Origin of the sequence: Geminicoccus flavidas (assembly GCF_009806515.1) — a bacterium.
In the GTDB taxonomy this organism is placed as follows: domain Bacteria; phylum Pseudomonadota; class Alphaproteobacteria; order Geminicoccales; family Geminicoccaceae; genus Geminicoccus; species Geminicoccus flavidus.
This window is the reverse complement of record NZ_WUJP01001019.1, coordinates 1-20,847: the sequence shown is the minus strand read 5'-3', so window position 1 is coordinate 20,847 and position 20,847 is coordinate 1. Positions and strand designations below refer to the sequence as shown.

At 65.7% G+C, this 20,847-nt stretch carries 22 protein-coding genes; 10 read left to right on the top strand and 12 right to left on the bottom strand.

What is annotated here, in order from left to right; all coding sequences use genetic code 11:
- The 3 genes from EQG76_RS29185 to EQG76_RS29175 all read right to left on the bottom strand — a co-directional run.
- A partial coding sequence (locus EQG76_RS29185) for a co-chaperone GroES (protein WP_159718737.1) occupies positions 1 to 246 on the bottom strand: 246 nt, incomplete at its 3' end.
- An 88-nt stretch (positions 247 to 334) separates the two neighbouring features.
- A complete protein-coding gene (locus tag EQG76_RS29180) occupies positions 335 to 1,414 on the bottom strand; it encodes an IS630 family transposase (RefSeq protein ID WP_159718736.1) in 1,080 nt (359 codons plus the stop codon).
- An 819-nt stretch (positions 1,415 to 2,233) separates the two neighbouring features.
- Positions 2,234 to 2,494 carry a Kazal-type serine protease inhibitor domain-containing protein gene (locus EQG76_RS29175; RefSeq protein WP_407925586.1) on the bottom strand — a complete coding sequence of 87 codons (261 nt, stop codon included), beginning with the start codon at positions 2,492 to 2,494 and terminating at the stop codon, positions 2,234 to 2,236.
- A gap of 238 nt (positions 2,495 to 2,732) precedes the next feature.
- Between EQG76_RS29175 and EQG76_RS29170 the strand changes: the two genes are divergently transcribed.
- The 7 genes from EQG76_RS29170 to EQG76_RS29140 are packed head-to-tail and all read left to right on the top strand — an operon-like array spanning position 2,733 to position 10,204.
- Positions 2,733 to 3,935, top strand: a complete 1,203-nt coding sequence (locus EQG76_RS29170) for an ROK family transcriptional regulator (RefSeq protein ID WP_159718734.1) — start codon at positions 2,733 to 2,735, stop codon at positions 3,933 to 3,935.
- A complete protein-coding gene (locus tag EQG76_RS29165) occupies positions 3,932 to 5,182 on the top strand; it encodes a M20 family metallopeptidase (RefSeq protein ID WP_159718732.1) in 1,251 nt (416 codons plus the stop codon). Before EQG76_RS29170 ends, EQG76_RS29165 begins: the two co-directional genes overlap by 4 nt.
- A complete protein-coding gene (locus EQG76_RS29160) occupies positions 5,173 to 6,237 on the top strand; it encodes a substrate-binding domain-containing protein (RefSeq protein ID WP_159718730.1) in 1,065 nt (354 codons plus the stop codon). The genes EQG76_RS29165 and EQG76_RS29160 overlap by 10 nt, the downstream gene beginning before the upstream one ends.
- A gap of 14 nt (positions 6,238 to 6,251) precedes the next feature.
- Entirely contained in the window at positions 6,252 to 7,313 is a 1,062-nt protein-coding gene (locus EQG76_RS29155; RefSeq protein ID WP_159718728.1) for a substrate-binding domain-containing protein, read from the top strand.
- A 7-nt stretch (positions 7,314 to 7,320) separates the two neighbouring features.
- The gene (locus tag EQG76_RS29150; protein ID WP_159718726.1) at positions 7,321 to 8,265 is read left to right on the top strand and encodes an ABC transporter permease; all 945 of its coding nucleotides are present in this window, start codon (positions 7,321 to 7,323) and stop codon (positions 8,263 to 8,265) included.
- 17 nt (positions 8,266 to 8,282) lie between these two features.
- Positions 8,283 to 9,473, top strand: a complete 1,191-nt coding sequence (locus EQG76_RS29145) for an alanine racemase (RefSeq protein ID WP_159718724.1) — start codon at positions 8,283 to 8,285, stop codon at positions 9,471 to 9,473.
- Positions 9,470 to 10,204: an ATP-binding cassette domain-containing protein gene (locus EQG76_RS29140; protein ID WP_159718722.1), complete on the top strand. Its 735-nt coding sequence runs from the start codon at positions 9,470 to 9,472 to the stop codon at positions 10,202 to 10,204. The genes EQG76_RS29145 and EQG76_RS29140 overlap by 4 nt, the downstream gene beginning before the upstream one ends.
- A gap of 186 nt (positions 10,205 to 10,390) precedes the next feature.
- Here the strand turns inward: EQG76_RS29140 and EQG76_RS29135 are convergent, their stop codons facing one another.
- From EQG76_RS29135 to EQG76_RS29120, 4 genes are all read right to left on the bottom strand, one after another.
- On the bottom strand, positions 10,391 to 10,633 hold the full coding sequence (locus EQG76_RS29135) for a plasmid partition protein ParG (protein ID WP_159718720.1): 243 nt from the start codon (positions 10,631 to 10,633) through the stop codon (positions 10,391 to 10,393).
- Positions 10,630 to 11,253, bottom strand: a complete 624-nt coding sequence (gene parA, locus EQG76_RS29130) for a ParA family partition ATPase (RefSeq protein ID WP_159718718.1) — start codon at positions 11,251 to 11,253, stop codon at positions 10,630 to 10,632. The genes EQG76_RS29135 and parA overlap by 4 nt, the downstream gene beginning before the upstream one ends.
- 896 nt (positions 11,254 to 12,149) lie before the next feature.
- Positions 12,150 to 13,118: a replication protein RepA gene (locus EQG76_RS29125; RefSeq protein WP_255476611.1), complete on the bottom strand. Its 969-nt coding sequence runs from the start codon at positions 13,116 to 13,118 to the stop codon at positions 12,150 to 12,152.
- A gap of 399 nt (positions 13,119 to 13,517) precedes the next feature.
- Entirely contained in the window at positions 13,518 to 14,075 is a 558-nt protein-coding gene (locus EQG76_RS29120; protein ID WP_159718716.1) for a recombinase family protein, read from the bottom strand.
- Positions 14,076 to 14,283: 208 nt separating this feature from the next.
- Here EQG76_RS29120 and EQG76_RS29115 point away from each other — a divergent pair, with 208 nt between their 5' ends.
- Positions 14,284 to 14,583, top strand: a complete 300-nt coding sequence (locus EQG76_RS29115; protein WP_159718714.1) for a response regulator — start codon at positions 14,284 to 14,286, stop codon at positions 14,581 to 14,583.
- An 82-nt stretch (positions 14,584 to 14,665) separates the two neighbouring features.
- On the opposite strand, the gene EQG76_RS29110 is transcribed toward EQG76_RS29115, so the two are convergent.
- The 3 genes from EQG76_RS29110 to EQG76_RS29100 all read right to left on the bottom strand — a co-directional run bounded on the left by EQG76_RS29110 (position 14,666) and on the right by EQG76_RS29100 (position 17,390).
- On the bottom strand, positions 14,666 to 15,016 hold the full coding sequence (locus EQG76_RS29110; protein ID WP_223861352.1) for a DUF3734 domain-containing protein: 351 nt from the start codon (positions 15,014 to 15,016) through the stop codon (positions 14,666 to 14,668).
- Positions 15,017 to 15,032: 16 nt separating this feature from the next.
- On the bottom strand, positions 15,033 to 16,961 hold the full coding sequence (locus tag EQG76_RS29105) for a hybrid sensor histidine kinase/response regulator (RefSeq protein WP_159718710.1): 1,929 nt from the start codon (positions 16,959 to 16,961) through the stop codon (positions 15,033 to 15,035).
- A 189-nt stretch (positions 16,962 to 17,150) separates the two neighbouring features.
- The gene (locus EQG76_RS29100) at positions 17,151 to 17,390 is read right to left on the bottom strand and encodes a hypothetical protein (RefSeq protein WP_159718709.1); all 240 of its coding nucleotides are present in this window, start codon (positions 17,388 to 17,390) and stop codon (positions 17,151 to 17,153) included.
- A gap of 291 nt (positions 17,391 to 17,681) precedes the next feature.
- On the opposite strand from EQG76_RS29100, the gene EQG76_RS29095 reads away from it, so the two are divergent.
- On the top strand, positions 17,682 to 18,170 hold the full coding sequence (locus EQG76_RS29095) for a YciE/YciF ferroxidase family protein (protein ID WP_159718708.1): 489 nt from the start codon (positions 17,682 to 17,684) through the stop codon (positions 18,168 to 18,170).
- A gap of 220 nt (positions 18,171 to 18,390) precedes the next feature.
- A complete protein-coding gene (locus tag EQG76_RS29090; protein ID WP_200841225.1) occupies positions 18,391 to 19,440 on the top strand; it encodes an alpha/beta fold hydrolase in 1,050 nt (349 codons plus the stop codon).
- On the opposite strand, the gene EQG76_RS29085 is transcribed toward EQG76_RS29090, so the two are convergent.
- Positions 19,398 to 20,474, bottom strand: coding sequence for a hypothetical protein (locus EQG76_RS29085; protein WP_200841224.1), 1,077 nt, complete (start codon positions 20,472 to 20,474; stop codon positions 19,398 to 19,400). The two genes, EQG76_RS29090 and EQG76_RS29085, sit on opposite strands and share 43 nt — an antisense overlap.
- Positions 20,475 to 20,544: 70 nt before the next feature.
- The coding region (locus EQG76_RS29080; protein WP_159718706.1) for a DUF2382 domain-containing protein at positions 20,545 to 20,847 on the bottom strand (303 nt) is incomplete at its 5' end.

The window sequence follows — 20,847 nt, the reverse complement described above, 5'->3', positions numbered from 1 at the left end:
CAGATCGTCGCCGTCGATCTTGACCTCGGTGCCCGACCACTTGCCGAACAGCACCTTGTCGCCGACCTTGACGTCGAGGGCATTGATCTTGCCGCTCTCGTCGCGGGCACCCGGGCCGACCGCCACAATCTCACCCTGCTGGGGCTTTTCCTTGGCAGTGTCCGGGATGATGATCCCGCCCTTGCTCTTCTCTTCACCCTCAATGCGGCGGACGACGACCCGGTCGTGCAACGGCCTGAATACCATGGCGTGCGCCTCCTTGAGCTGACTGCCCTCTAGTTAGCACTCTATATCTGAGAGTGCCAAAACTAGCCAGCTGTTTGAGAGCGGCTAGCTACTGGAGTGACCGGAACGCCTGGTACCCCCGCCGCACCTTCTCGATGATGCCTTCTGGTTCGGCGGTCCAGACGAAGGGCCGGGGGTCCTCGTTCGCCTCCTCGACGAAGCGGTTGATCGCCGCCTGCAGGGCCACCAGCGAGTGGAAGCTGCCGCGCCGGAGCCGCCTGCGGGTGAGCTTGGCGAAGAAGGTCTCGACCGCGTTGAGCCAGGAGCACGAGGTCGGGACGAAGTGGAAGGTCCAGCGGGGATGACGCTCAAGCCAAGCGAGGACCTTGGGGTGCTTGTGGGTGCCGTAGTTGTCGAGGATGGCATGCACGAGCTTGCCGGCCGGGACCGCCGCCTCGACGGTGTTCAGGAAGCGCAGGAACTCCTGGTGGCGGTGCCGCTGCATGCAGCGGCCGATCACGGTGCCGTCGAGCAAGTTCAGCGCCGCGAACAGGGTCGTCGTGCCGTGGCGTTGGTCGTCGTGGGTCGCAGTCGCGCACCGGCCCTGCTTCATCGGCAGCCCGGTCTGGGTGCGCTCGAGGGCTTGGATCTGGCTCTTCTCGTCGACCGAGAGCACCACCGCGTGGGTCGGCGGGTGCAGGTAGAGGCCAACCACGTCCCGCAGCTTGGCGATGAACGCCGGGTCGCGCGACAGCTTGAAGGTCCGCACCCGGTGCGGCACGAGCCCGTGCGCCTTCCAGATGCCCTGCACGGCGCTCAGGCTGATTCCTACCGCCTCGGCCATCGCCCGACCCGTCCAATGGGTGGCCTCGCCTGGGGGCGCCTGGTGGGTCAGCTCGACCACCCGCTCGACGGTCGCGCTCGGCAGCGGCGGCGTGCCGGGCGGGCGGGTCTTGTCGCGCAGCAGCCCGGCCACGCCCTCAGCCATGAACCGCGCTTGCCAGCGCCAGACGCACGGCTTCGACACCCCGGCCCGGCGCATGATCTCGGCCGTGCCGCAGCCTTCGGCCGTCGCCAGGATGACAGCGGCCCGCCAGACGTGCTTCTGCGGGCTGTTACGGTCGGCCACGATCGCCTTCAGGCGGGCGCGATCGGCGGCCGAAACCTCGACGGTGATCCCTTCGCGCATCCCGCCGAGATGATGCCACCCCGAGCGGAAGGGAACCTTCCGTCTCGGTCAGTTCACTACTTAGGAGAATCGGCCGTCGACGCCTGCCCTAGCCATGGTGATCGGGACAACCGGTCAATGGAGTTCAGTTCATCGAAATAGACACATCCTAGAGGCAGGCTCGATCCAAAGGGTGGAACATTGTCAGCACCCCATGGGATATTGCTATTGGCTTGCTGAACGCCTCTAATGGATCGTTGGACCTGCAGGCGACTAGGCTGTGTCGAAAGCGCCAAAGGTCTGGAGGTGATGGCGATGAGACCAAGCACACTGCGGATACGGGCGATCCTTTTGCAGTCACCAGGCGTTCTGGCGCTGATCGCCAGGACGACAGGCTGTACCGAGGAGGAACTAATCAAGGCGTTAGCAGGCGAGACCGTGTTCGATTCGGTGCGCTCGGCGCAGGTGGAATCGTACATCCGCCATATCTATGGCCTATCGGCTTAGGCACTGATGTCGATGTTCGAGCTCAGGCTGCACTCGGTCAACTGCCGGCTCCATTGCAGTCCATTCGCAGGAGGAATCCTGCACCGGTTAGGTTTAACCCCAGGAAGACAAGCAGCAAGACATCCCTTTCTGCCTCAGATGGGTTGTTTTCGAGGAGACTAGGCACCCGCCTGCACAGCTTTGACCGCAGGGAGATACAAGATCTGCCCGTGCCGCCCTCAGCGATCAGCTCGGCGGTGAAGCCGGCCGTATCCTTCCATGGCAGGTGGTGCTGATCACCACAGCCACCGATGAGCTGAGCCCTCACCCCTGACCTAGCTACGGTTATTCCACCTAGCCCTGTCGGCAAACACCAGCATAAGCAACGTCATATCCAGCTGCAGCGGCTTCGCATCCATTGCTGAAGGTTTTGCCATTGCAGCCACATACCGGACGATATTCTTTAGTGCATATTTCGGGGCGTGGACGACAAACGCCAAATTGATCTGCTGCGCCACAGCGAGCATATAGGGGAAAGTCACACCACTCGTTTCTATGACATTTGATTCCGACAAAACCGCCACAGACGGGAACATCCACCTGCTTTCCGTCCATGATCACTTGTACTGCCGATGCTTCTGCAGCAGCAAGAAGCAGCACAGCGGCAAAGAACAACAGGACACGCATTGGACAGCCCCCTTAGCGAGGAACGACCATGAAAGCCTCCAAGGGGCGATCGTAGCACTGAGACGCCTGACGGAGCAGGCGCCAATCTTGCTCTATCCGCCCTGCCCTTGACCTCGATCACCTCGACGCGCAGACTTAGTTCGTCACCATGACGAACTAGGCGCAGATGAGCGATCGGCCGATCCTCCGCCAGCTTTCGGTGCGCAACGTCGCGGCGATGATTCTGCGGGAGGGGCCCATTTCCCGCGTGCAGCTGGCCAGGGCGACCGGCCTGTCCAAGCAGACGATCTCCGAGGTCGTGCGAGTCCTGGAGGATTCGGGCCTGGTCGCGGCGGTCGGGCAGGTCGGCAGCGCTACCGGGCGCCCCGCGATTACTTACCGGATCGAGCCCGCCGCCGCCTATGTCATGGGCGTGGACCTGGGCGGGACCAAGATCCGGGCTGGGCTGGCGGACCTGACCGGCGCGGTCGTGACTGAGGACGTGATCGACACCAATCCGCGTGGCGGCCAGGCCGTGGTCCAGCAGATTGGTGCGCTCCACCAGGAGCTGCTCCGTCGTGCTGGGATTCCGCCGAACCGGCTGCGCATGGTGGTGATCGGCAGCCCTGGCGTCCTCGACCGCTCGACCGGAGCCATTGAGCTGGCGCCCAACCTGCCGGGCTTCGACCGCCTCGATGTAGTCGGCAGCCTGACCAGGCTGCTGGGCCAGGCGCCGCTCATCGAGAACGACGTGAATCTCGGCGCCATCGGCGAGCAATGGCAGGGACGCGGGATCGGCTGCCGCGACCTGGTCTTCATCGCGCTGGGCACCGGGATCGGCATGGGCATCCTGATCGATGGCCGCCTGGTCCGTGGTGCCCGCGGCGGGGCGGGCGAGATCGCCTATCTGCCGCTGGGGGCCGACCCGTTCACTAGAGAAAGCCGGGAGGTAGGCGCACTCGAGCGTGGCATCGGCACGCACGGGATCATCCAGGCGTACCGGGCCGCCGGCGGAGAGGTCGCCACCACGGTGCGGGCGATCTTTGACCGGCTGCCGGAGGATCTGGCTGCCATGGCCGCCATCGACGCGACGGCCCGTGTTCTGGCCCTGGCCATCCTGTCGGTGGCGACGCTGCTCGATCCGGAGCAGGTGGTGCTCGGCGGCAGCATCGGCATCCGCCCGGAACTGCTGGAGCGGGTGCGCCGGCTGACGGCCGACTGCCTGCCGCGCCAGGTGCTGGTGGAACCTGCCGCGCTCGGCGACCGGGCCACGCTGATGGGTGCGATCGCCATGGCGCTCCACCAGCTGCACAACGAGCTGTTCAGCCTGCCCGATCTGCCGGCCGAATTCGGGCCACCGCCACAACCCTATGCGGACGCTGCGGCATGAACGACCTCCACGCCAGGCTCGCCGCGAGCTTCGACGAGACCGCCGCCCTGGCCCTGCTGCGGCGCGCGATGGGCGTGCCGAGCGTCACCGGCGCGGAAGCTGCGTTCGCGGCCGTTCTCGCCAATGAGCTGCACCGGATCGGCGCCGAGAATGTGCGGACGGCAGAGTTCCTGCCTGGCCGGCCGAACGTGACCGCGACCCGGCGCAGCGGCAGCGACCGGCCGCCGGTGCTCCTGATCGGCCATACCGACACGGTTCATGTCCGCGGCTGGCGGGAGCGCTGGGCCGGTGACCCGCGCGAGGATCCGTTCGGTGGCGCCATTGCCGACGGCTGCCTCTGGGGCCGCGGCGCCGCCGACCTGAAGGCCGGCATCTGCATGACCCTGGCGGCCGTGCATCTGCTGGATCAGGCCGGCATCCCGCTGGCCCAGGACGTCCAGTTCGCCTTCGTCGGCGACGAGGAGAGCGGCGAGCCTGGCTCGGGCGTCAGTGCCGGGATGCGCCACTTCTGCAGGGATCTGGACGACGGCACCCTCCCCCGCCCGGGCTTTGCCGTCTATGTCGAGCCAACCTGCCTGAACGTCTATGCCGCCCAGATCGGCTTCTTCATCGCCGACATCACGGTCCGGGGCCGCTCGGCCTATTTCGGCGTGCCGGAGCAAGGCGTCGACGCGCTGAAGGCGACCCATGCGATCCTGTCAGCCCTTTGGACCCATGACGCGGCGATCCGCCGGGCGGGTGACCATCCGCTGGTCGGCGGCTCCTTCCTCCTGGTGACCGGGATCGAGGGCGGCGGGTTCATCGCCGTGCCCGAAACCTGCCGGGTCTCGCTCATCCGCAAGCTGCGCCCGGGCGAGGACCTGGACGAGGCCAGACTGGCCATGGAAGCGGCGATCCACGGCGCTGCCCTGCATCCCGACATCCGGGTCGAGATTCGCTACCCAGCCGGCCGTGACCATCCGGTGGGCGGCATCCCGTTCGAGACACTACCGAACGAACCCGAGCTGCGCCGGCTGATCGGCTGCATCCAGGCCATGGCGCCAGAGCGCGGCGCCATCGAAGGCGCGCCGTTCTGGTCGGAAGCGTCCTTCCTGACCGCGCGCGGCATTCCGGCCGTCTATTTCGCGCCGGGCGACATCCGGATCTGTCATACCTTCGAGGAACGAGTCCCGATCCAGGAATACCGGGAGGGCATCCTCGCCCTCGCCCTGTTCCTGGCCGGTGCAGGGAGGCAAACATGCTGCTGACCAGACGAACGATCGCCGGGCTCCTGCTCGCCACGACGCTGCTGACGACGCTGCCGGCCATGGCCGGCGAGACCATCGGCCCGAACGGCGAGAAGGCTACCCCCGCTTCAGCGCTGAGCCTGACCGACGCGGACAAGGCTAAGCTGAAGGAGGGCAGCCATACCGCAGCCCTGCTCTGGCATACCTCGTCCGACTTCGTGACCGCGGTCACCGCCGGCGCCACCGATACCTTCAAAGAGCTGGGCATCGAGGTGGTGGCGACCACCGATGCCGGGTTTGATGCCGCCAGGCAGAAGAGCGACGTCGAGACGGTGCTGGCCAAGCAGCCCTCGGTGATCCTGGCCCTGCCGCTGGACCCGGTGACCTCGGCCGAGGCATTCCGGCCGGCGATCGCGTCCGGCACCAAGCTCGTGCTGCTGTCGAACCAGCCCAAAGACTTCGCCGCGGGCCAGGACTATGTGGCGATCGTGACCGACGACCTGTTCCAGATGGGCAAGCAGGCGGCGGACGCGCTCGCGGCGGCCCTTGGCGGTCAGGGCAAGGTCGCCTGGATCTTCCATGACGCCGCCTATTACGTGACCAACCAGCGCGACAACGCGTTCAAGGAGACGATCCAGGCCCAGCATCCCGGCATGACGATCGTGGCCGAGCAGGGCATCACCGACCCCGCCCGCGCCGAGGAGATCGCCAGCGCCCTGCTGCTGCAGCATCCCAACCTGGACGGGATCTACGTCACCTGGGCGGAGCCGGCCGAGGGCGTGCTGTCCGCGTTGCGCGCAGCCGGGAACAGCACCACCAAGGTCGTGACGCTCGACCTGTCCGAGCCGGTAGCCTTGGACATGGTCCAGGACGGCAATGTCGCCGCGATCGTCGCCGACGAGGCTTATGGCCTGGGCGTGGCCATGGCCACCGCCGGCGCCTATGGCCTGCTCGGCAAAGAAGCGCCGCCCTTCATCGTGGCGCCGGCGCTGACCGTGACCAAGGCCAATGTCGCCGAAGCCTGGCAGGCCTCGCTGCATCGCGATGCCCCGGCTTCGGTGCTTGAGGCGCAGTGACGGGAGGAAGGAAGATGCAGCGACGTTCGCTCGGTCCCCTGGCCCTGGCGGCCCTGCTGGCCGCATCCGGCAGCAGCCAGGCTGCGCCCAAACCCACCAGTGGCCCGCACGGCGAGGCGGCCACGCCGGCCGCGCAGCTGACACTGACCCCGGAGCAGGAAGCGGCGGTCAGGGCCGGCGGCTTCACCGCCGCCCTCGTCTGGCACACCTCCTCGGACTACACGACCGCGGTCAATGCCGGGGCAATGGACGAGCTGCAGAGGCTCGGCATCGAGGTCGTAGCCCAGACCGATGCCGGCTTCGATGCCGCCAAGCAGATGAGCGACGTGGAAACGGTGATGGCCAAGCAGCCGAGCCTGATCCTCTCGCTGCCGGTTGATCCGGAAACCGCGCCCGAAGCCTATGCCCCGGCCCAGGCGGCCGGCACGACGCTGGTGTTCGTCGACAACTCGCCCAAGGGCTATGTGCAGGGCAAGGATTACGTCACCGTCGTGTCCGACGACCTGGCCCAGATGGGTGCCAAGGCCGGCCAGGCCATGGCCCAGGCGATCGGCGGCAAGGGCAAGATCGGCTACGTGTTCCACGATGCCGACTTCTACGTCACCAACCAGCGTGACCACGCGTTCCGGCAGACGATCCTGGGCGAGTATCCCGACATCACGATCGCCGTCGAGCAGGGCCTGGCCGATCCCGCCCGTGCCGAGGACATCGCCAATGCCCTGGTGACCAAGCATCCCGATCTGGACGGGATCTACGCCACCTGGGCCGAGCCCGCCGAACTGGTCCTGGCGGCACTGCGCAACGCCGGCAACACCCACACGAAGATCGTGACCCTGGACCTGTCCGAAACCCTGGCGCTCGACATGGTGCAGGGCGGCAATGTCGCGGCGATCGTGGCGGACGAAGCCTATGCAATCGGGGTCGGCGTCGCCCGCGCCGGAGCGCTGGGCCTGCTCGGGCAAACGGTCGAGCCCTTCTATGTCGTGGACGCACTGGCGGTGACCAGCGACACGGTCAGGGACGGCTGGAACCGCTCGCTTCATCGCGACCCGCCCGCCTCGCTTCTCGAACAGTGAGCAGGCCATGACCTCCGCGCTGCGCGGCATCGATCCGTCCCGCTACGTCGTCCATGTCGGCTTTTTGCTGATCTTCGCGCTGTTCGCCGTCGTCCTTAAGGACGACGGCTTCCTGACCTCGACCAACCTGCTGAACATCGCCCAGCAGACCGCCCCGGTGACGGTGATGGCGGTGGGCATGGTGTTCGTGTTCACAGCCGGTGAGATCGACTTGTCGATCGGCTCGGTGGTCGCGATCTCGGCCCTGATCGCCGCCACCGTGATGCGGGAATATGCTTGGCCGCTGGCGGTGGTGGCCGGGCTCGGTACCGGGATTGGCATCGGCCTGCTGAACGGCGCCCTGGTCGCCTATGCCCGGCTACCCTCCTTCCTGGTGACGCTTGCGACCATGGGCCTTCTGGCCGGGGTCGCGCGCTGGCTCACCAACCTCCAGTCGGTGCCGATCACCCAGAACCTGTTCAACAACCTGTTCGGTGCCGGCCGCCTCGCCGGCATCCCCTCGCTGGTGTTCTGGACGGTGGCGGTGGTCGGGATCGGCCATTTCATCCACCGGGAGACCCGATTCGGCGCCCATGTCCATGCCACCGGGGACAATGCCCGCGCCGCGCGCGCAATCGGTATCCGGATCGAGCAGGTCCGCCTGGCCGTGCTGGTCATCAGCGCCACGACGGCAGCGCTCGCCGGCCTGCTCTATGCCGGCCGGCTACATGGCGCCCGCTATACGTTGGGCGAAACCGACCTTCTGACGGTGATCGCCGCGGTGATCGTGGGCGGTACCCACCTGAACGGCGGCATCGGCACAGTCACCGGGGCGCTGATCGGCTCCTTGCTGATGGGCATGCTCAACAACGGCCTGATCCTGATGGGCCTCTCGGTCAGCGAGCAGATGATGGTCCGGGGCCTCATCATCCTGGCGGCCGTGGCGCTCACCCTGCGCGAACCGAATCGCTGATCAAGAAGGCGACGACGATGTTCCTGGACCTTTTGCGCCGCCGCAACCCGCGCCTGATCGAGGCGGCGATCGCCCTGCACCAGGCCGGCCGGATCCCGGCCAACGCCTATGTCATCGACCTCGATGCCGTCGCAGCCAATGCGCGCCTCCTGGCGGATGCTGGCCGGAAGCTGGGCGTCGAGGTGCTGGCGATGACCAAGCAGATGGGCCGCAACGGCTCCTTCTGCCGGGCGATCCAGCAGGGCGGCATCACCAAGGCCGTGGCGGTCGACATGGAATGCGCCCGGGCCTGTGCGCGGGCGGGGCTGCGGATCGGCCATCTGGGCCATCTCGTGCAGGTGCCGAGCGCGGAGGCCGATGCCGGTGCCGCGCTCGAGCCGGACTACTGGACGGTCTTCAACACGGAGAAGGCGGCCGAGGCGGGTGCCGCCGCGCAACGGCGCGGCCGGACCCAGAAGCTGCTAGCCCGGATCGTCGCGGAGGGTGACCGTTTCTATCGCGGCCATGAGGGCGGCTTTCCCGCCGACCGGGTCGTGGCGGTCGCCGACCAGCTCGACCGGCTGCCGGGTGCCAGCTTTGCCGGCATCACGAGCTTCCCTGCCCTGCTGTTCGACCAGGCCACGCACTCGGTGGCGCTCACGCCCAACATGCGGACGCTGGCCAAGGCGGCCGATGCCTTGCGGCAGGCCGGCCGCCGCGAGATCGTGCTGAACACGCCCGGCACCACCTCGTCGGCCGTCATGCATCTGCTGGCCGAGGTCGGCGCCACCCAGGTCGAGCCCGGCCACGGGCTTACCGGCACGACGCCGCTGCACGCGGTCCAGGACCTGCCCGAGCTGCCGGCCGTGGCCTATGTCAGCGAGGTCTCGCACCACCATGGTGCTGAGGCCTACTGCTTTGGCGGCGGCCTCTACATCGATCCGGTCTTCCCCGACTATCCCGTGCGCGCCATCGTCGCCCGCGAGCCGACCACGGCCGAGAGCACGCTCTTGCCGGTGGAGATCCCGCCGCCCGCCGCGATCGACTATTACGGCATGATCGACGGCAGTGCCCGCATGCCAGCCGTGGGCGATACCGTGGTGTTCGGCTTCCGCCCGCAGGTCTTCGTGACCCGGGCCTACTCGGTTGGCATTGCCGGCTTGGCATCCGGGGCACCGGTGGTGGATACCATCCACGACGCGTTCGGTCGCCCGGCGGACTGGCCGTGACCACCCCGGTCCTGGCGCTGGAGGGCGTGCGCAAGGAGTTCGGTGGCGTTGTCGCGATCGAGCGGATCGACCTGGAGCTGCATGCTGGGGAGATCGTGGCACTGGTGGGCGACAACGGTGCTGGCAAGTCGACGCTGGTGAAGATCATCGCTGGAATCCACCCGCCCACCTCCGGGCGGATCATGATGGATGGCAGCCCGATCAGCTTCCCGAACCCGCGCGCTGCCCAGGAGCACGGCATCCAGGTCGTCTACCAGGACCTGGCGCTGGCCGACCAGCAGCCGGTCTACATGAACATGTTTCTGGGCAGCGAGCTGGTCACCGGCCCGTTCCGCCGGCTCAACCGCAAGCGGATGATCGCGGAGACCGAGACCCTGGTCCGCGAGCTCGATGTGCGCATTCCCTCGGCCAAAGCGACCATCCGCGAGTTGTCGGGTGGGCAGCGTCAGGGCGTCGCGATCGCGCGCGCCACCCACCGCGCCCGCAAGCTGGTGCTCATGGACGAGCCAACCGCAGCGCTGGGCGTCGCCGAGACCATGCGGGTCGAAGCCATCATCCGCAGCCTGAAGGAACGGGCCCTGGCCATCCTCCTGATCAGCCACAGCCTCGACCAGGTCTTCCGGCTGGCCGACCGGATCTGCGTGCTCCGGCACGGCGTGCAGATCGGGGTGAAGCGCAGCAGCGAGACCAGCAGCAACGAGATCGTGGCGATGATCACCGGCCTCGCCTGACCGGCGTCGGTCAGGCACCGCTAGGCCGGTATGTTGCCCATCGCGACGTTCGGGAAATGACGGGAGTGGGCAGCGGCACGGTAATGCCTGTCTTCCCGTCACGCCCTCGCCACCAGTGTCGGAATGCCATCGACACAGACACAGAATACTCTCAAAATGATTTCTGTGTTTGCAGTTTCCCGCAATTCAGTCTTTCAGCATGTCCTCCACCGCCCGCCGAATTTCGTCGACCATCTTGGTGCCACGCATCGCGCATTGCGCCTTCAAGCGGGCGTGGACATCTGCCGGCAGATCGATCGTCAATCGCTTCATTGCCGGCTTTTCCACCACCGCAGATGCCGGCTCCCCTCCTCTGCTGGCAACCCAGCTATCCGCGCTCGGTGGCAGGGAGACGGACGGTCGCGGCCCGAACGCGATCTTCTTGGTCATAGCGCCCGCAACTCCTTCGCCAATGCCCGGACCTCGCGCGAGGCGGTGCCATGAGGCTCTGTCTCTAGGACCGTCAGCCCCTGCCCCGCCGACTCGGCGAATGCCACTCGCTGGCACAAGGAGGCAGCCAGCACTGGGATGCCGTAGTTTCTCAGCGCCTCAGTGACATCCCTGCCAATCGCCGTGTTCACGATTCTACGATTCACCGCAAAAACAGATTTCAGGCTTTCTTTGAACACGGCTGCTTCGCGCAGCAGCTTCAGGATTTCCTCGGCCGCCCATACATCGTAGGGCGAGGGCTGCACCGGCACGACCACCAGGTCCGCCGCCAGGAGCGCAGATCGGGCGAGTTCGTTGACCCGAGGCGGACCATCGATCACGACCGTATCGTAGTCGACGGCGATGGTCGGCAGATCCTTGTGCAGGCTGGCCTTGGGGATGCCGACCACCGGGAACAGCGGTTCCGCCTGTCGGGTCGCCGACCAGTCCAGTGCGCTCCCCTGTGGGTCCGCGTCCACCAGCAGCACACGCTCGCCATCGAGGGCGAACGCCGCGGCCAGGTGAAGCGCGAGGGTAGTTTTCCCAACCCCGCCTTTCTGGTTCAGAACGGCAATGATCACTCACTCCGCCTTTCTGTGTATCTGTTTTTCCTGTTTTACGTACATCTGTGTTGCTGCTTTACGCTTAAGCGTGGAGCTATATTTACAGAAATACAGTTGGCCACGTCAATGGATGGCAGGCTGGGGATCACCGGCAGTGCAGGATTGTGGTTGTGCCGCTGCAGCCGCTGACTGGCCCAAGGGGAATGACGATCCAGTTGCTCTTTGACCGGCAGTTCCCTGCATTGAGGTGGGCCAGCGGCCGATGCCGCAACCCATCCCTGCCGGCCCAGTGACAAGGCCACCAGACATGACCATCCCAGTGGCACCATTGCCCAAAGATGATGCGGCTTAGCGGAGGGAAGGGGCCGGGCTGCCAAGCTGAACGGGAACATTTGAGACGGGATCTCGCATCACCCACTGCCGCTCAGGCAGGATACGACCGACGGTGATATCTGAGTCGCACATCATCTCCTCCGCTGGGTGAAGCGGCGCTGCCCGGACTTCGTGGGTGTATCGCTAGCAGGGTGGTGCGGCGACGCGTTCAATCAGATGTTCGCTTCGAGCGTGGCTTTCTGCTCATGCCGAGCCATGGCGATCCAGCCAAACTGGTCTCTACCGTTGCGGTAGCGGGATGGTCTGAAAGGGGTCGTCATAGGCAGGGCAGAGTAGACCCAGCCAAGGGCAGATGTGCAGGTGGACTGCTGTGCAGCATGCGCGGACGCAAAAGCATAAATAAAGAAATCTGTATTTCTTGTTGGCTTGCGGTAGCGAGAGTACCGTCACATTGTCGGTGTGCCGTGAGGTTGCAGGCGAGCAGGATCGAGCCGTAGGTCAGGTGAGTCTACTGGGTGCTCGTCGCGCCTCGCATTCAGGCGCGATCGTCGCTCGGTACCGTTGGCGAGGGTTCTTCGAAGTCAGCCGCGTGCGGCGATCATCCGACTGCTCATCGGGATAGGTGGCGTCGAAGGATTCAGGATCAGGCCGACCTGATCGACGATGTCGACCTTCGCCTCGGGGTAGACGGCGAGCGCTAGCCTCAGGGCGGGCAGGAAGTCACGACGGAAGAACCGGACCTCCTTGTAGCCATCCCCAAACTGGCGATGCAGGCTCTGCCAGCCGATTTCCACGGGATGGCGCAGCGCGTGCAACCGGTAGGCCAGCCAGATATAGAGATCGATCGACATGGAGCGGTTGGAGATCTCGCGGATCGCGGCCTCGCGCAGCGGCAGAGGATGCTCGATCAGGGACTGGTAAAATCCTTCATCCAGGCGCACCCGATCCTGCCACAACGGGACTTGGCGGGAACTGTCCGGATCCAGCGGCATGATCGCATCACGCACGAACGCGCCATTGGTAACCAGTTCGGTAGTCAGGGTTCTCCGGAAGAAGGTCAGCCGGCAGCGGCTGATGCGCCGCGACTGTTCCCGGACGATCTGATAGGTCTTGCCACCTACCGGGATACCCATCGCCGTCAGCCAGGCGTTCATGGAGCTGCCGAGCTCGACATCGCGGCAGCGAGTGCGGACCGCCTGGGTCTGGAGGTAAAGCAGGATCATCCGGGCAATGGACCCGTAGGGAATCCCGATTGGGCGGCGCTCGCTGTCCAGGCCACTCTCGACCAGCAGCTTCACCTGGCCGCCATCGCGCTCCCACACGCTTTCCTGGACTTTCTTGTGCGGAAGCGCCGCCATGGCGAAGCCAGCGTGAGCGATTCCCACCTGGGCCTGATCGTCGCATAGAACGCCGTAGGCGGCATCGACGCAGAGACGGGCATTCTTGTCTGCGCCCGCTGACCTGCGCGCTTCGTCGATGCCCTTGCTGGTGATCAGCTGGTGGATCTTTCCCATGACCATGGGTGGAGCCGAAACCGGCTGTACCGTCAAGATTGGACTCTTCTCACGCCCAGTTACCCACAGTTTGGACTCTTCTCACGCTTACTATTAGGAGATTATTTGAATTTTCTATTATTAGGATGCGTGAGTAGAGTCCAGGGGATAACTGCCAAGATCGTGAGTAGAGTCCAAGCGCAACGTGAGTAGAGTCCAAGGGATAAGCCTCGTGGGAGCCCAAGCGTGAGTAGAGTCCAAAGATTCTATCCACAGCCGGCTGTGGCGCTGCCGCCACGGCTTGGCAGAGGTTCGATCAGGCGCGAGCTGCGGACCTCAGCTCGCTCAGGCCTTCGGCCATGCGTGCCTGGGACTGGAGCGCAGACAGCCTCATCCGTCGACGCAGGAGCCCGGCAGGCAAACTGGTCTGATGCTGCGGCTCACTTTGAGCAGCACCTACTCCTTTGAGCCCAGCGCCAGCACCCGATAGACGCTGGCCCGGCCGATCTTGAGCCGCCGGGCGATCGCAGAGGCACCGAGCTGCTCTTCCTCCTTCAGGCGGCGGACCTCGGCCACATCGATGCTGGGCTTTCTGCCCTGGTAGACCCCACGTGCCTTGGCTGCCTTGATCCCCTCCAGCTGCCGTTCCCGGCGCAGGTTGGTCTCAAACTCGGCAAACACCCCCAGCATGTCCAAGAACGCCTTGCCCGCAGCATTGCCGGTGTCGATCGGCTGCTCGGTCGCCTTCAGGCTCACCCCCTTGGCTTTGAGCTCATGCACGATGTCCTGCAGGTCCTTCATCGACCGGGCCAGCCGGTCGATCCGGGTGACCACCAGCGTGTCGCCCGGCTGGAGGAAGTCGAGCAGCACCTGCAGCTCGGTGCGGCCATTGCGCCTGGTGCCGCTGGCCTTCTCGGCACGGACCACGCTGCAGCCGGCGGCCTTGAGCGCGGTCAGCTGCAGGGTGAGGTCCTGGTCGAGCGTGCTGACCCGGGCATAGCCATAGGTGGGCATGAGGGGAGGGGCCTCTTGTTTCGTTAGCTTCTAGACCCGTCCCGCCTAGCGTCTCGGAAGATCAAGAACAACCCATGTGAGACAGGGGAGGGTGTCTCGGCCGTTCGTCTTGCTGGGGTTAACCCAAAGAGGATGGTACCGTACAGCTTGACCATCCGACAGGGGTCGTCGTGCACAAACCTTGGTAGAAGAAGAGACTAGTACTGAGGTGGCGAAACGGGGCCAGGAATTATCTGTTTTCCGTCAGCCTTGTCACCCGCCGAGCCTGAGCTTCCTTCTCTTCCGCTGGTCCTGCACGACAACCTCTGCCGGATTGTCTACCCGCGGCGGCCACGTCTACCCGGTGGCGGAACAGATGCTGGCTCGCGGCATCCCGTTCCTGCTGGCGAGCGGCTATGGAGGCTGGGCCCTGCCTGAACATCTTCAGGACCGGCCGCGCCTGACCAAACCGTTCACAGACCACGATCTCGAGGAGCAAGTGCGGCTGCTCTGCCGCCGACAGCATTGAGCGGTGGCAGAGACTCCTTGGAGATAGCTTCAGGTTTGGTCCTGGCGGGCCATGCGGTTGTTCCATTTTGGGTCAGAACCGCTCAGGCGGCCCGATCGAGTTTGGGCCGGTCGCCCGACAGCACGTCAGTCTTAGTCCTCATAGCTGCCTCACCGGCATCGACCGGAAGATAGCTGAACCGCCCACAGCTGCCGTCGATCTGCTCCAGCAGCGCCAGACCGCTTGCCATGTCGCGTCCGCCGCTGGCCCAGCGATCCCTGATCGAGGACGGCGAGAAGTTGAGCGTCTTTACGGCAAGCGCGTGGCTTGGCGCCTGGTAGGCCAGATGAACCGGCTGAGCTTTCGGCCCGTTAGGCTCCAGCTGATCGCGCAGCTGGTACTCCCGCTGCAGACCCTTGATGCGCCAATGGCGGGAGACGATAGCCGGGGGCAAGCGGGATCCATCGGTCCTATGGTAGCCGCGGCATGCGCGCCAGTTCGGCCTTGAGCGCTGTGGCAAGGGTTTTGATCTGGTAGGGCTTCGCCAGCACGCGAAAGCCATCGGTAGCGGGCAACTGCTCGCTGTAGCCGGTCGTCAGCATCACAGGCAGGTTTGGGTGCAGTCGGCGCGCTAGCCGGGCGAGGTCCACGCCCGTCATCGCGCCCGGCATGACCACGTCAGTGAAGAGCAGGTCGATGGGCGTGTTACCCGCCAGAATCCCGAGCGCCTCTTCGGCCGAGGCAGCCCGCACCACCGTGTAGCCCAGATCCTCCAGACTGCCGCCCACCATCGGTCCTACTATCGGATCGTCTTCCACCAGCAGGATGCGCCCGCTACCCGCATCGATGCTCTCTGATGCAGGAGGGGTGATGCTCGCCACATCGTCAGCCGAGCGCGGCAGCAGCAGGAGAACCTTGGTACCCCGTCCAGGCGCGCTCTCGAGGCGAAGGGTGCCGCCGGACTGCCGGGCGAAGCCGTAGACCTGGCTCAATCCCAGTCCCGACCCCTTGCCGACACCCTTGGTCGTGAAGAACGGCTCCAAGGCGTGCGCCAGGACTTCCGGCGTCATCCCCGTTCCCGTATCCATTACCGTGAGGTCGACGAATTCACCGACAAGCCCTTCCGGATCGTGACCAGGTACCAAGAGCGCGTTGCGCCCCTCGATCCGTAGGCTTCCGCCTCCAGGCATGGCATCGCGCGCGTTGACCGCGAGGTTCAGCACAGCAAGCTCGAATTGGGTGGGGTCCACCTCAATCGGCCATAGATCCGACTGCAGATCCACCGCCACGTGGATGTCGGCCCGCAGCGCCCGGGTCAGCAGTTCGGACGCGCCAAGCAACCGGTCACGGATGTCGACGGGCTCCGGGCGCAGCGCCTGGCGGCGGGCGAACGCCAGCAGCTGCTGGGTGAGCTTGGAGCCGCGTTCGATAGCCTGATGGCCAGCCGCCAGCAGTGAGTGAACCCGTGGATCGGAAACGCGACGCTCCACCATCTGCAGGCAACCCAAGAGCGCCTGGAGCAGATTGTTGAAGTCATGGGCGATGCCGCCGGTCAGCTGTCCGATGGCTTCCATCTTCTGGGCCTGGAACAAATCCTCCCGGGCCTGCTCGAGCGCCTGTTGCGCCTGCCGCCGCTCGGTGATGTCACGGGTGATCTTGGCGAACCCGACCAGCGTGTCCTCGTCCCAAAGAGGATCGATGACGACGCTCGCCCAGAACCGGGTGCCGCCCTTGCGGACACGCCAGCCCTCCTTCTCGTACTTCCCGTGGTGGATGGCGGTCTCGAGGGCGCGCTGCGGCTCGCCGTTCGCGCGGTCCTCCTCGGTGTAGAAGCGCGAGAAGTGCTGGCCGACGATCTCCTGGGCGGTGTAGCCCTTGATGCGCTCGGCACCGCTGTTCCAATTCGTGATCTGCCCCTGCGGATCCAGCATGAAGATGGCGTAGTCGGTCACCCCCTCGACCAGCAGGCGGAAGCGCCGCTCGCTCGCGCGCAATGCCTCCTCGGCTGCCTTACGCTCGGTGATGTCGCGGCTGATCTTGGCAAAGCCGATCAGCGAGCCATCCTCGTCGCGGATGGGGTCGAGCACAGCCAGGGCCCAAAAGCGGCTGCCGTCCTTGCGGATGCGCCAGCCCTCATCCTCAAAGCGTCCATTGGTCGCCGCCAGCTTGAGCGCGCGACGCGGCTTTCCCTGAGCCCGGTCCTCGGGCGTAAAGAACAGCTCGAAGGGCTGCCCGATGATCTCCTCGGGAGAATAGCCTTTGGTCCGTTCGGCGCCCGGGTTCCAGCTGATCACATAGCCGTCTGGATCGAGCAGGTAGATGACATAGTCGGTGAGCGCCTCGACGAGCAGCTGAAAGCGTCGGTCACCAGCAGCGAGCAGAGATGATTTCTGGTTCATTGGAGACGTTCAGCAGAGCACGCGTCCACAGCCACGCTGTCGCGTGGGATGATTTCCACTATGACGCAGCAGCGGGTCACGTCTGGGCCTTTCTGGTAACAGCCGCGGCATGTCCACGCAGACATAGACGCAGCTCCCGGTCAACAGGCGGTAGGGCAGATCGTCGTTCTTCGACATGATCGCGTGGTCTCACTGGTGCACCGGACTCAATCGATTAGGCCTCCGGAACGTTCCTCTGCTGCTGCGCAGGGAGGCGGCGCAGGCGTTCTTGTCCAGGACCGTCTGCAGCATGATTGTCTCACGCAGCAGATGATGGCTGGCGACCGTGAGCTTCCAGGCCTTAGCCGACATGATGACGATCGACAGCAAGGTGCAATTGGACCTGCGGGTCCCCGCCTGACCGGTGTTCGACGTCGCCGCTGCGGCCATCGTCCATCCGTGGCGCGCCCATCCTGATCTGGCCTGAGGCCTGCTCCGCAAGCCCTACATTCCTGAGAACGTGCCGCGGATCGTGACGTTCATCGACGCCCTCGCGCACAAGCGCGACGCTGCCCCGCCTGCCACCACAACGGGAGATGTTCCGGCCGCTGCCTGACTGACCGGCGGCTGCCACCCTAAGCAGCCTGCAGCTGCGGCCGATCCGGCCCTGCCTTCGGAACCGGGAGAGCATCGGCGGGTTGGGCTGCTACCAAGTATTCAGTGCACCGAAAGCAGCAAGACATGGCCGAAAAAGACCTGAAGGCTCTATTCCTTCACCAGCTCAAGGACACCTACTACGCTGAGAATGCGATCGTGAAGGCGCTGCCCAAACTTGCAGCGGCGGCGCAGGCGGAAGAACTCAGAGGTGCCTTCGCGGTGCATCTCGAAGAGACCAAGAACCACGTAAAGCGGCTGGATCAGATCTTCCAGCATCTGGGCGAGCAGCCCCAGGGCGTGGAGTGCAAGGCGATCCTTGGGATCATCGCTGAGGGTGACGAAGTCGCTGAAGAGTTTCAGGACGGAGAGGCGCTGGACGCTGGGCTGATCGCCGCAGCGCAGGCCGTCGAGCACTACGAGATCACCCGCTATGGCACCATGCTCGCCTGGGCCAAGCAGTTGGGCCTACCCGAAGTCGAAGGCCTTCTCGCGGAAACGCTCGCCGAGGAGGAGAGCACTGACGAACTCCTCTCCGAGCTTGCCGAGGACGCCATCAATCCCCAGGCAGCCTGACCTTATCGAGGCGGGGGCAGGGCGCCCCCGTCTCTACCAGCCTGAGATCCTGTAATGCGCCCGCACTCGGAGTAGTACCCCGGGCGCCGGCTGACGAAGACAGACCTGCGGAAAGCTGTGCGGAACCCTAGCTGGCAGGCGACGTTGGCCATCCAGGCATGCTGCAGTGCACAAAAGCGTAGCGCTGCGGCACTTCATGCGGACAGGAACCGAAGACTTGTTGACCAAGACCCAACCGCGTGCCGCGCACGTCGGCCTGATCGGGCGCACCCTGGGAGGGTCTCGGACCGGCAAGATCCTTACGGCCTCGGCGGCCACACTGGCCGTGGCTGCTCTCTACAACATCTACCGGTCCCGCCAGGTCGAGCGGCAGCACCCACCCGCCGGGCGCTTCATCGACGTCGACGGTGTCCGGCTCCACTATCTCGAGCGGGGCGAGGGCACCCCGGTCGTCCTGCTGCACGGCAACGTCGTCACGGCCGAGGACTGGATCTTGAGCGGCGTGTTCGAGCGCCTGGCCGAGCGGCACCGTGTCATTGCCTTCGACCGCCCCGGCTATGGCTACAGCGCCCGGCCGCAGGGCTCGCCCTGGACGGCAGCGGCGCAGGCGGACCTGCTGCGCCGCGCTTTGACGTGCCTCGGCATCGAGCACCCGATAGTGGTGGGCCATTCCTGGGGTGCCAACGTCGCTCTGGCGCTGGCCCTGGCCGAGCCGACAGTGGTGCGTGGCCTGGTGCTGCTGGCCGGCTACTATCACCCGACCTTACGGGCAGATGCGCTGCTGGTGGCGCCGGTGGCTGTCCCGGTGCTGGGCGACCTGCTGCGCTACACGGTCTCGCCGCTGCTTGGTGCCGCACTCCTGCCGCTGCTGATCAAGGGCATGTTCGCGCCGCTATCCGTGCCGGGGCGCTTCGCCAAGGGCTTCGCGCATGGCATGGCGGTGCGGCCGTCACAGATCCGGGCCGAGGCGCAGGATGGCGCCACCATGGCCTACGGAGCGGCGTCGATGCGCAAGGGCTATCCCAGCCTGTGCATGCCGGTGGTGATCATGGCCGGCAGCCAGGACCGGGTGGTGGATGTCGGCCGCCATGCCATCCGGCTCCATGAGCAGATCCCGCACAGCGATCTACAACTGGTTCCAGGGGCAGGGCACATGGTCCACCACGCGGTGCCAGAGCAGATAGTCACGGCAATTGCGACCGTTGCGGATCGAAGTGCTGGACCTGCTCAACCCGTCACATCCCTCGTTGCGTCCCCTGCACCTGGTTGATGCTCAAGGCCGTGTGGTGCGGTCCCAGATGTGGTCGTGCCGGTAGTGGTCGTGGTGGTCGTGCGGCCGAGGGGACCGCTGGGCAGCGGGTTCAGCCCCATGCGTGCGGTAAGGGTCGGCTCAACCGCACCCATGCGCCCACCGAACCAGGCGGCGATGCCACCCAGGATCAGGCCGATGGCGCCGAACAGGGCGCTGTAGGACACCGCACTGGCCGCTGCATCCGCGGCTTCCGTCGCCTGCTGCTGCGCCTGCTCCACCGTCTGGCGATACTGCTGCTCGTACTGCTGGACCTGGGTGCGGGCCTCTTCGACCGGCACGTTCTGCGCCCGTGCCAGGGCCTGGGCAGCGCGCTCGCGTGCTTCCTCTGCCTGCTGCTCGTTGCCGGTAACGGTGGCACGCACGGCGGCGACCGCCGCATCACGCAGGGCGGCCGGGTCGTTGCCGCCAGTAGCTCCGCGGATGGACTGCTCCACCGAGGCAAACGGATCGGTCACGTCAGCAAGATTGGGGGCTGCCACCTGGGCGGCGGTCTGTGCCGTTGAACCCACCGTGCTGGCAACGCCGCCAAGCGCACTGGTCATGGTGCGATAGGCACCGCCGAGGATACCGCCCACCGCCGAGGTGAGCAGGTAGAACACCAAGAGCGTGGTGAGCGCCCAGGCGGTCAGGCCATGCCAGCCGGCGGTGGATTCCTTGGGCTTGCCCGCCAGTCGCCCTGCGGCATAGCCGCCGGCCAGGGAAGCCAGGATGCCGGACACCACGAACCACAAGCCGGCACCGATCGAGAAGGACGAGGCCGCCGGATTGTCGCCGGTCGCGGGATCGAGCACTCCTGCGCCAAAGCCGATGCCCAGCATGTTGAGGATCAGCTGGGTGACCAGCGCCACCACCACGCCCGCGAGCACCGCCCCCCAGGAGATCTTGTTGATCATGATGGTGCGGGCATCGTCGGCCGGGGTCGCCGGGCTCATGTGTGGCGCGTCGTAGTCACCACGGTTGCGCGGCGTGTCGGGGTGGTGGTTGGTCGCCATCGGCGGCTCCGTTCAGAAAGGGGCTGGCATGGTGCAAAAAGAAGGCTGCCCAAGGGACGGCCTTCCGCGGTCAGGTCTTGTCGCGCGGGAGCGTAGGGTCGGTGCTGCCAAGGCCATGGCCGGTCCGATCATCCTCGATCTCGACGTCCATGCTGCGCACGGTGTCGCGGACCATCTCGGTCTGGGTCTCGACGTCCTTGTGCAGGGCGATCTCTTCCTTCACCCGGGCAGTCTTGCTGACCACCACCTCTTCGCCGCGCTCCACCGCCTCGATGGTGCGCTCCTGGAAGGCAGCCACACCGGACACAACCTCCTGGTCCACCGGCCGGCGCTCGATCGTCACCCGCTCCGAGTGCAGGTCGACCTGCTCTTC